Source organism: Mycolicibacterium agri, assembly GCF_002553505.1.
Lineage (GTDB): Bacteria > Actinomycetota > Actinomycetes > Mycobacteriales > Mycobacteriaceae > Mycobacterium > Mycobacterium agri.
The window spans coordinates 1-8,896 of the sequence record NZ_PDCP01000138.1; the positions used below are offsets into that span (position 1 = coordinate 1).

The window sequence follows — 8,896 nt, forward strand, 5'->3', positions numbered from 1 at the left end:
ACCACGCCGACCGCCACATCGGCAGCCTCAATGAAGAATGGCCACCCCGCGGTCGTCATCCACAGAGACGGTCAACACGCGTCGGAAGCGTTCCCATCGTGCTCCCCGAGCCTTTGTCCAGACTCGTCTGCGACCTCGTCACCACGCGCCGCGGCCACGCTGTCCTCGGCGACCAGGGAACCTCTGCCTGGCTATTTCCTGGCGGGCAACCGCACCGCCCCGTCAGCGCCGACAGACTCGGCCAACGCCTGCGCTTGATCGGACTGCGCCCAGCCCAAACACGGTCCACCGCATTGTTTCAACTTGCCACCGAGCTTCCCGCCGCGGTCCTGGCGCGGATGCTCGGCATCCACATCAACGTAGCCGTCCAATGGCAGCACTACTCCGCCGGCGACTGGACCAACTACGCCGCCGATGTCAGCAGAAGACCGAAAACCCTATGAACACGAAGCTATTCCGACAGTTCCAATATCCGACTATGCCGTTATGCGTGTCCAGCGATTTCCGCATCCGCACATTGCGCCGGGTGCTGAACGCCACCATTGGCGACGCGCTGTCGCCCGACGAGCAGGAGAAGTCATGAAGCGACAAGTCGACTATGCCTGGCGACTGCCAGAAATCATGGCCGCCCACGGTATGCACAACAGCACCGACCTGATGCCGCGGCTCGCCGAACGCGGTATCCAGCTGTCCCGGCCCCAGGTGTACCGGATCGTTTATCAACGACCCGAACGGATGTCACTGCACCTCCTAGCTGCCCTTTGCGACATCTTCGGCTGCGGCGTCGAGGACCTCCTCACCGTCACAGCGACCGACGTCCGCCGCAAGAAAGCCGCCTCGTCAACCACGACTGCACGCCCGAACGTGGTCGAACTGAACAAGTCGGTGCGTCCGCGACGGGCCCGGGTGACCCGCAATGACGATTGATCCCAACCGGCGACCGGCCCCGCGCGGGCGACCCCCGGTCCGCGACGGAGCCTTGCGCTGCACCAGATGCCACCGAATTGCCAACCAGTTACGCGTGAACTGGCCCGCGGATCAGTTGTGCAACAGCTGCTTCTACACCGCGATGCGCACCCACGGCGTTTGTCCCATCTGCGGGCACAACGGCGTACTACCGGGCCGAGCCAACCGCACCGATCCCCGACCGATATGCCTGTCGTGCGCCGGTATCTCCGGCAACTACCGCTGCGCAACCTGCCACACCGAAGGCCAGCTCTACCGCGACGGGCACTGCGCTCGCTGCGCGCTACGCGACGACCTCACTGACCTGATGGTCGACGGTGCCGCCGACCCGGTGACGATGGGCACCATCGTGACAATCCTCTGCGGGGTTGACCGACCCGAAAGCATCCTGTCCTGGAAACGCTCCCCTACCGTTCGGGCCCTGCTGACCGGCCTGGCCGGCGGGGACATCCCGCTCACCCATGACGGTCTCGACGCCGCCGGCCAAAACCGGCAAGTCTCACATCTTCGCAGCATCCTCGAGCACAACGGTCTGCTCCGACAACGCGATGAACCCCTCGCGCGTTTCCAGTCCTGGCTGGCCTCCAAGCTCGACGCAATCTGCGAGCCGAGTGTTCAAGCCCCCGTCGAACAGTTCGCCACCTGGCATCATCTGCACCGTCTACGCCGAAAGTCCAAATCAGGCCAAACCTCCCATGGGCCAACACATTCAGCCAGACAAGAGATCAATGAGACAGTCAAGTCCCTTACCTGGCTGCACGAAACCCATCACCGCACCGCGGCCACCTGCCGACAGCAAGACATCGACGAATGGGTAGCCACCGGACCGACAACCCGTACCAAGGTCCGCACGTTCGGGTCGCGCTATGTCACCTAGCGAGGGCCTACTGCTTGCCGAGCCATTTGCGTACCGTCATGCGGGTCACCCCCAACTCGGCGGCGATCTGCGTTTCGGGGACGCCTTCACTGTGGGCGGATCGGGCTAGGTTCTGGGCGATCCGTGAGGCGTCGTCCAGTGCTGTGCGAGCGCGGGCGAGCTTCTTACCGTGTGCTTTACGTTCGTCGGCGGTGTAACTATCCATGTCTACCTGTATACAGGATTGGGTGTAAACCGGTATACAGGGCTTGTGGCCGAAGAGTCGACACCCCAAGCGTGGCATGGATCGGCATCGCATCGGCCAGCGCGCCAAGTCACCATTGGTGAGCTCAACGCTGATTCGCCAGTATGAGGCCAGTCACAGAGCCAGGCAGCATCTGCTGGAAGCTACCCCAACCCCGTCGAATACACCGGGATCGAATATGCGGCTTTACCGGTAACTGCCGGTCACTTGGCGCCGCCGGCTTGGCGCGACCGGACGAGGTTCTCCTGCATCTGGGATGGCCCTACCAGCGACTGACCGTGTGCTTAGCGAGTTCGCGGGTGATCGCGGCGTTCACCGCTCAACCCGTTCTTCGTGGGCCTGACAAGTGTAAGGCCTAACTAATGCTTCCGCGCCAATGCTAATGCGCTGGCCGCTAATCGAATTCATACTGCCTATAGCCTGTCACGGGCGTACCGCCGCGACGGCGGTGTCAAGCCACCCCCGCGCGGTCAATGCCTCTAGGAAATCGGCGTAGCACTGTCTCAAGATGGCGGCCCGGGCAGGGTTTGGGCTCCGTTCACTTTGCCCGCGCACCATAGCGGCAGCGGCTTCTCGCACGGATCGGCCGTCCGACGTCGAGGCGAGGATCGCCATGCCCAGTGCGGGTTCAGTTTGGTCGGGTATGTGGACGGTCCTGCCGAGCAAGTCGGCGCGTAACTGCGTCCAGTACTCGTTACGGGTGGCCCCGCCAGTGAAGGTCAACATGCCGTGCATCGGAGCACCCAGCATCGCGACCCGGTCGAAACATAGCCGCTCCAGACAGGCCACACCGAGGAGCAGCGCAGCAAACACATCCGCATCGGTGTCGGGGTGGCCGAGGATGAATGTCTCGGCTTCAGCGGCCCGGAACGGGAACCTCTCCCCCCGCGCGAGGAGTGGGTACACCACCGGGCCAATCGGCAACGTCGCCGCCTTCGCGGTCAGTTCGGCGAGATCGGCGTCGGCGAACCATTCCGCAATCGCCCCGGCGCCGCTGTTCGACGCACCGCCGGGAAGCCACGTGTCGTCAGGCCCGCGGTGACAGTAAAGCGTTCCCGCCGGGTCTCGAACCAGCCGGTCCGAGACGCCCTTGACAACCAGCGTCGTGCCCAAAACTGAATTCCACGACCCGATTTCGACGCAACCGGCGCCGAGCTGTGCCGCGCAACCGTCCGTCATCCCCGCCACCACCGGTGTGCCGACGGGAACGCCAGTCAGCGCGCCGGCGTGGTCGTTTACCCGACCGAGCAGAGTGCCGGGGCGCACCACCGCGGGCAACATCTGTGTGGGGATCCCAAGGCCGTCGAAGACTTCGTCGGGCCAGCGGTCCTCGAGGAGGTGGTATCCGGATTTGAGCGCATTGCTGGTGTCAGTGGGTACCGGATGACCGATGAACCGGGCGGTGATCAGGTCGGCCTGGTGACACAACCGCATCGTCTCTTTCGCCAGGCCCGGGTAGTTGTTCGATAGCCACAACAACTTGGGCAACGCCCAGGAGGGCTGCATGTGGCGATATCCGAGCGCGCGCCACACCGGTGCGCCGACGTCCTCGACGAGGAGGGTCTCCTCGACTGCGCGCGCGTCGTCATACATCAGCGCTTCGCTGCGGGGATGCCCGGCGCGGTCAACGAGCAAGATGGTGCCCGAGGTGGCGGCGACGGCTAGTGCCCCTAACGCGTCGGCGTGCACGCCGGCCAGGGCCGCCCGTGTGGCATCAACCACCGCAGTCCACCATCGCCGTGGATCCTGCTGATGCCGCGGACCGCAGCGGGTACTGGTCAGCGCCGCCGAACCCGCTCCGACGACGTGGCCCTCGTCGTTAACGACAAGCGCGCGAGCATGCTGGGTCCCTACATCCACCCCGAGCCATAGCGGCTGCTTCTCCGGCATCAGAAGTGCTCCCGACGGAACTGCGCTTGAACCGCCGTGTATTGAATGCAGAGATACGCAGGCATGTCGCGCAAACAACATCCGCGTGTCATGCCACGCCCAGTTGGCGCCGGCGGCGTTGGCCGAGTAGTCGGGCGGCTTTGCCTGCAGTCCGCCGAAGTTGCAGCAGGCCGGCGCACGCGCATTCGGAAGCCACCGTGCACGTGCCGATCGACGTTAGCGGTGTACAGGTGGCGCCGATCACCGCACTCCCCTGGCTTGATGGCGTGCTTGAGAATCTCGCCGAACTGGCAGTCCGTCGCGTGAGTGGCCCGCACGCTGCACCCATCACACTGGCGCTTCGTATCAACGATGTCGACCGCCAGATGGGAATCGCCAAACAGATCGTCACTTCCTTCCAAAACGCCCCTTTGCCTGCACATTTATCGTGGTTATCACCTGCCTTGCGGTTGGACAACGTGCATACGGGCGGCGTTGCCGCCCGTGGTCGTGGTGCACGCTCACCGCGATCCAGATGAGCAGCATGGCTCGAAAGCAACATTGCCGTCAGATCGCCGAACGTTGAACCCCTGATCGGGTGGCATGGCCGGGGAAGCTGGCATCCGCGATATCGTTTGATCAGCCAATTTCGCATGCCGAAAATGCGGGACCAACCGTCAGTATTGGAACAGAAGGTACAGAGGGTCATGAATTCGCAGGCCTCGAACGGCGTGCAGGCGGTAGAGCGAGCCTTCGACATCTTAGAGATTATGGCGGCCGTCGGCGTCCCGATCGGGTTGAGTGAAGTCGCTGCAGAGGCGGGCTTGCCGGTTCCCACGATCCACCGGCTGATCAGCACCATGGCAAAGATGGGATACGTACGTCAGCTGCCCAATAAGCAGTACGCTCTGGGCCCGAAGCTGATTCGGCTCGGCCAGAGTGCCAGCCAACAGTTTGGGCCCTCATCGCGAAACCAGCTGGGAGCCCTCGTCGACGAGATCGGCGAAACCGCGAACATGGCGGTGCTGGACATCGACAGGGCGGTATATGTTGCTCAGGTCACCTCAGCGCACACGATGCGCACATTTATTGAAGTCGGACGCCGGGTTCATCTACATTGCACGGGCGTCGGGAAGGCTTTGCTGCTGCAGATCCCCGAGAATGCTGTGCGGTCTCTGATCAGCCGTACCGGCTTGCCGGCCTTCACCGACCGTTCCCTGACTGACGTCGACGCGCTAAACGCCGATCTTGAACGTAGCCGCCTGCGCGGATTCGCCATCGATGACGGCGAACAGGAGGTCGGTGTCCGGTGCTTCGCAGTGCCAGTGCCCGGCGCCCCACTCCCTACCGCGATCTCGGTATCTGGGCCTGCCATCCGTCTTGGTCTGGACGCAGCGGACCGGATCGCTCCAATCATGCAGCGGGTGGCTAAGGAGCTAGGTGCGGCCTTCCAGGGTGGACCCAATCGCTAGTTGCTACTCACCTACTGAACCGATCACCTTGCAGCAGATCTGAATTCGGCAGCCAGTCGCCTGTCCCGCGCCCGATCGAGGGTGTTAGTCGAAAAGAGCGTAGGCCGAGGGCGATTCATCGAGATACTGCGCCAATGGCTCGAATTCAACAACGTTATCGATATCGGCACCCATTGCTATGTTGGTGACCCGCTCTAAAAATATCTCCACTACGACGGGTACCTTGTGTTCGCCTGCAAGCGATTTGGCGCGTGTGAGCGCCGAGGCGATGTCGCCAGGCTCAGTCACCCGGATGGCCTTGCAGCCGAGACCCTCGGCGACACGGACGTGGTCCACACCGTAACCCTTCGGCATGGCGAGCGGCTCAGAGTCGTTCTCCTGAGCGTTGATGTTGTCGAAGGCGAGCGACACGTGGAAATCCATGTCGAATTGCCGCTGCGCCTGACGGATCAGTCCGAGATAGGAGTTATTCACCACGACATGGATATACGGCAGGTTGAACTGGGCACCAACCGCCAATTCCTCGATGAGGAATTGGAAGTCGTAGTCGCCGGACAGCCCCACCACGGTAGCGGTGGGGTCGGCCGCCACGACTCCAAGCGCCGCAGGCAGGGTCCAGCCGAGTGGCCCGGCTTGTCCGCAGTTGATCCAGCCTCGTTGCCGGTAGACGTGCAGAAACTGCCCGCCGGCGATTTGAGACAGCCCGATCGCACTTACATACCGGGTATCGCGGCCGAAAACCTTGTTCATCTCCTCATAGACACGCTGTGGTTTGACCGGTACGTCATCGAAATGGGTCTTACGGTGCATGGTGCGTTTGCGTTCGAGGCAATCCTGCACCCAGGCGCTGCGATCCGGCACGAGCCCGCGAGCGCGGCGGCCGCGGGCGATGCCGATCATCTGTTCCAGAGCGGCCTTGGCGTCAGAGGCGATGCCGTAGGCTGGTGCGAAAACACGTCCGATCTGGGTGGGCTCGACGTCGACGTGGACGAATGTGCGTCCTTTGCAGTAGGTTTCGAGCCCGCCGGTATGTCGGTTCGCCCAGCGATTGCCGATGCCCAACACGAAGTCAGATGCCAGCATGGTCGCGTTGCCGTAGCGGTGCGCGGTTTGCAGCCCCACCATACCTGCGGCGAGTCGATGGTCATCGGGTATTACTCCCCACCCCATCAGCGTGGGAATCACCGGAACGTTGAGCAGTTCGGCCAGTTCGACGAGCAAGTCCTCTGCTGCGGCGTTGACCACTCCGCCCCCGGCGATGATCACCGGGCGCTCGGACTCGGCCATCATGTCGAGGGCCTTTTCTGCCTGAGCCCGGGTTGCCCTGGGCTTGTAGACGGGCAGCGGCGCATAAGTGTCTGGATCGAAGTCGATTTCGGCGAGCTGCACATCCAACGGGAGGTCGATCAGCACAGGTCCCGGCCGACCCGAGCGCATGAGGTGAAACGCCTGAGCGAACGCACCCGGGACCTGCCCGGCTTCGAGCACTGTCATCGCCGTCTTGGTAACCGGGGCGGCGATAGCGGCGATGTCGACAGCCTGAAAGTCCTCTTTGTGAAGCCGTGCGGTCGGCGCCTGGCCGGTGATCGCCAGAATCGGGATCGAATCCGCCATCGCCGAATACAGCCCGGTGATCATGTCGGTGCCGGCCGGGCCGGACGTGCCTATGCAGACCCCGATGTTTCCCTCCGCAGCCCGCGTGTAGCCCTCGGCCATGTGGCTAGCACCCTCCACATGACGGGCCAGGACGTGTTTAATGCCGCCGTGTGCGCGCATCGCGGAGTAGAAGGGATTGATGGCCGCGCCGGGCAGCCCGAAAGCCTGAGTGGCGCCCTCTATTTCGAGTATCTTGACTGCCGCGTCGACGGCCCGCATGCGTGGCATTGGCGCTCTCCTGTGATAACGGTTGGGAATCTCAGTCCCGCTAATGTTCGGAACAGGGCCGAATGGTCCGAGCTGCCATCACCGTTGGCGCGTGCGGAAGCCATCAGCTGGGCGACCGAGGCTCCAATCGGTACGACAATTCCGGCTTGCCGCGCGGCGCTAGTCACAATGCCGAGATCCTTGTGGTGCAGGTCGATGCGGAAGCCGGGTTCGAAGGAGCGGTCTAGCATCTTGTGTGCCTTCTGGTCGAGCACCGCTGAACCGGCGAGGCCCCCGGCGAGCACGCGAATGGCCGCTGCGGTGTCGACGCCATGAGCCTCGAGGAACACGATCGCCTCGGCCAGCAACGCGATGTTGCCCGCCACGATGAGTTGATTTGCCGCCTTTACCGTCTGACCGGAGCCGTTGGGTCCGACATGGACGACGGTCTTGCCGATAACATCCAGGATGGGTCGGGCGGCCGCCACATCATCGGCAGCCCCGCCGACCATGATGGATAGCGTCGCGTTGATGGCACCGGTCTCCCCACCCGATACCGGGGCGTCGATGAGCCTCATCCCGCTACCGACCGCCTGCGCCGCCAATTCGATTGTGACGTCGGGCCGGATGCTGGAGAAGTCAATGATCAAAGTGTCTGCGCGGGCGCTGTCGAAGACGCCACTCTCCCCGGCAAGGACGGCGCGCACATCCGGCGAGTCGGGAACCATCACCGCGACGACCTCGGCCTCGGCGACAGCGGCCGCGATCGAGTCGGCCGCCGAACCGCCGGCTTGCACCAGCGCCGCGGTACGCTCGGGGGACCTGTTGTATCCGATGACTTGGTGACCGGCCTTGGCGAGATGGGCAGCCATGGGACTGCCCATGATGCCAAGTCCGATAAATCCGATGGTGCTCACGATCTCCTCAGTTCTGCGACGACGCAGCGCGGTCGGCGTCACGAATGGATCGTCGCGGGCGCGGTAGCCAGTCGAAGGGATCCGGGCGGGTGGCCTTGTACTCCAGCCCGATATATCCGTGGTAGCCGTTGGCGGCAAGCTGATCGAGATAGCCGACCAAATCAAGGGTGCCTGTGCCGGGTTCTCCGCGACCGGGTGCGTCGGCGATCTGTACATGGCCGATCCGGGCGGCGTAGATGTCGAGGACTGAGCCGACGGCGTCGCCGTTGACGGATAGGTGGTACAGGTCGGCGAGTAGCTGCAAGTTCTGCACCCGGTGGTCGCAGTCGGCGACAACCCGATCGATGACGCCAACGGCGTCTGCAGCCCGCTTGAGCGGGTAGGCCGGTGCGCCGCTGACCGGCTCCACCAGCACGACCGCGCCGATCCGGTCCGCCGCGCGGGCCGCGTAGGCCAGATTTTGGACGGCGATTTCGTCTTGCACCGCAGCATCCACGCCGTCGATGCGGTTTCCATATAACGCGTTGAAGGCCTTGGTGCCCAGCGCCTCGGCGATGCCCACCGCGACGTCGACGCTGTCGCGGAAGATGCTGCTGCGCGACGGATCCGACGGCGATTTCTGGGGGTGATTGCAACAGCCACCTTGTTGGAGGTTGTTGTGTATCTGAAGGCTTATCCCTGGATTATG

Annotated in this window: 9 protein-coding genes and 1 pseudogene; 5 read left to right on the plus strand and 5 right to left on the minus strand. The window is 63.5% G+C overall.

From position 1 onward, the window contains the following. Positions 1-293 precede the first annotated feature (293 nt). The 3 genes and pseudogenes from CQY20_RS35290 to CQY20_RS32190 all read left to right on the plus strand — a co-directional run. Positions 294-443 (plus strand): hypothetical protein, encoded by a 150-nt coding sequence (locus CQY20_RS35290; RefSeq protein WP_207767361.1) that lies wholly within the window; start codon positions 294-296, stop codon positions 441-443. A gap of 136 nt (positions 444-579) precedes the next feature. Next, positions 580-927, plus strand: coding sequence for a helix-turn-helix domain-containing protein (locus CQY20_RS32185; protein WP_097945154.1), 348 nt, complete (start codon positions 580-582; stop codon positions 925-927). Then, positions 917-1,822, plus strand: a pseudogene (locus tag CQY20_RS32190) (hypothetical protein); the annotation flags it as partial. The gene CQY20_RS32185 and the pseudogene CQY20_RS32190, both read left to right, overlap by 11 nt. Positions 1,823-1,850: 28 nt before the next feature. Here CQY20_RS32190 and CQY20_RS32195 read toward each other — a convergent pair. Then, positions 1,851-2,048: a helix-turn-helix domain-containing protein gene (locus CQY20_RS32195; protein WP_097945156.1), complete on the minus strand. Its 198-nt coding sequence runs from the start codon at positions 2,046-2,048 to the stop codon at positions 1,851-1,853. Between the two features lie 462 nt (positions 2,049-2,510). Then, the gene (locus tag CQY20_RS32200; RefSeq protein WP_097945158.1) at positions 2,511-3,977 is read right to left on the minus strand and encodes an FGGY-family carbohydrate kinase; all 1,467 of its coding nucleotides are present in this window, start codon (positions 3,975-3,977) and stop codon (positions 2,511-2,513) included. Between the two features lie 197 nt (positions 3,978-4,174). Here CQY20_RS32200 and CQY20_RS36315 point away from each other — a divergent pair, with 197 nt between their 5' ends. Together CQY20_RS36315 and CQY20_RS32205 are read left to right on the plus strand one after the other, a co-directional pair. Further along, positions 4,175-4,495 carry a hypothetical protein gene (locus CQY20_RS36315; protein WP_133119195.1) on the plus strand — a complete coding sequence of 107 codons (321 nt, stop codon included), beginning with the start codon at positions 4,175-4,177 and terminating at the stop codon, positions 4,493-4,495. Positions 4,496-4,663: 168 nt separating this feature from the next. Then, complete coding sequence (locus tag CQY20_RS32205) at positions 4,664-5,428, plus strand: IclR family transcriptional regulator (RefSeq protein WP_097945164.1); 765 nt, start codon at positions 4,664-4,666, stop codon at positions 5,426-5,428. Positions 5,429-5,512: 84 nt separating this feature from the next. On the opposite strand, the gene gcl is transcribed toward CQY20_RS32205, so the two are convergent. From gcl to CQY20_RS32220, 3 genes are all read right to left on the minus strand, one after another. Further along, positions 5,513-7,312: a glyoxylate carboligase gene (gene gcl / locus CQY20_RS32210; RefSeq protein WP_097945160.1), complete on the minus strand. Its 1,800-nt coding sequence runs from the start codon at positions 7,310-7,312 to the stop codon at positions 5,513-5,515. Continuing rightward, entirely contained in the window at positions 7,264-8,208 is a 945-nt protein-coding gene (locus CQY20_RS32215) for a 2-hydroxy-3-oxopropionate reductase (RefSeq protein WP_097945166.1), read from the minus strand. The genes gcl and CQY20_RS32215 overlap by 49 nt, the downstream gene beginning before the upstream one ends. A 7-nt stretch (positions 8,209-8,215) precedes the next feature. Next, a partial coding sequence (locus CQY20_RS32220; RefSeq protein ID WP_109789775.1) for a TIM barrel protein occupies positions 8,216-8,896 on the minus strand: 681 nt, incomplete at its 5' end.

What these genes read in the sequence shown, in the direction of transcription:
- CQY20_RS32195 (WP_097945156.1), bottom strand. Translation starts at nt 2,048, where the DNA reads ATGGATAGTTACACCGCCGACGAACGTAAAGCACACGGTAAGAAGCTC.
- CQY20_RS32185 (WP_097945154.1), top strand. Translation starts at nt 580, where the DNA reads ATGAAGCGACAAGTCGACTATGCCTGGCGACTGCCAGAAATCATGGCC.
- CQY20_RS32200 (WP_097945158.1), bottom strand. Translation starts at nt 3,977, where the DNA reads ATGCCGGAGAAGCAGCCGCTATGGCTCGGGGTGGATGTAGGGACCCAG.
- gcl (WP_097945160.1), bottom strand. Translation starts at nt 7,312, where the DNA reads ATGCCACGCATGCGGGCCGTCGACGCGGCAGTCAAGATACTCGAAATA.
- CQY20_RS32205 (WP_097945164.1), top strand. Translation starts at nt 4,664, where the DNA reads ATGAATTCGCAGGCCTCGAACGGCGTGCAGGCGGTAGAGCGAGCCTTC.